1 pseudogene is annotated in these 332 nt (G+C 41.9%); it reads left to right on the top strand.

The features are described 5' to 3' along the window. Positions 1-332: pseudogene (locus tag AB4585_RS24745) on the top strand (fatty acid metabolism transcriptional regulator FadR); the annotation flags it as partial.

Raw genomic sequence — 332 nt, 5'->3', positions numbered from 1 at the left:
GATAACGCTACCAGCATCGTAGAGGATCTATTGGCAGCAAGAACCAATATCAGTCCTATCTTTATGCGCTATGCATTTAAGGTAAACAAAGAGCAATCTGAAGAAACCATTAAGCGCGTTATCGAGTCTTGTGAGGCTTTGATGAAGGCAGATTCGTTTGCAAGCTTTATGGAAACCTTCCCTTATGCAGACAAGATTGCGCAGAACGTAAAAGAAGACAACGAGAAAGATGAGCTGAAACGTAACGAGATCTTGATTGCGAAGACGTTCAACTACTACGACTATATGTTGTTCCAGCATTTGGCGTTCCATTCAGGAAACCAGATTTATGG

Source organism: Vibrio sp. 10N.222.49.C9, from assembly GCF_041474985.1.
Lineage (GTDB): Bacteria > Pseudomonadota > Gammaproteobacteria > Enterobacterales > Vibrionaceae > Vibrio > Vibrio crassostreae_C.
This window is presented reverse-complemented; position numbering and strand designations above follow the sequence as displayed.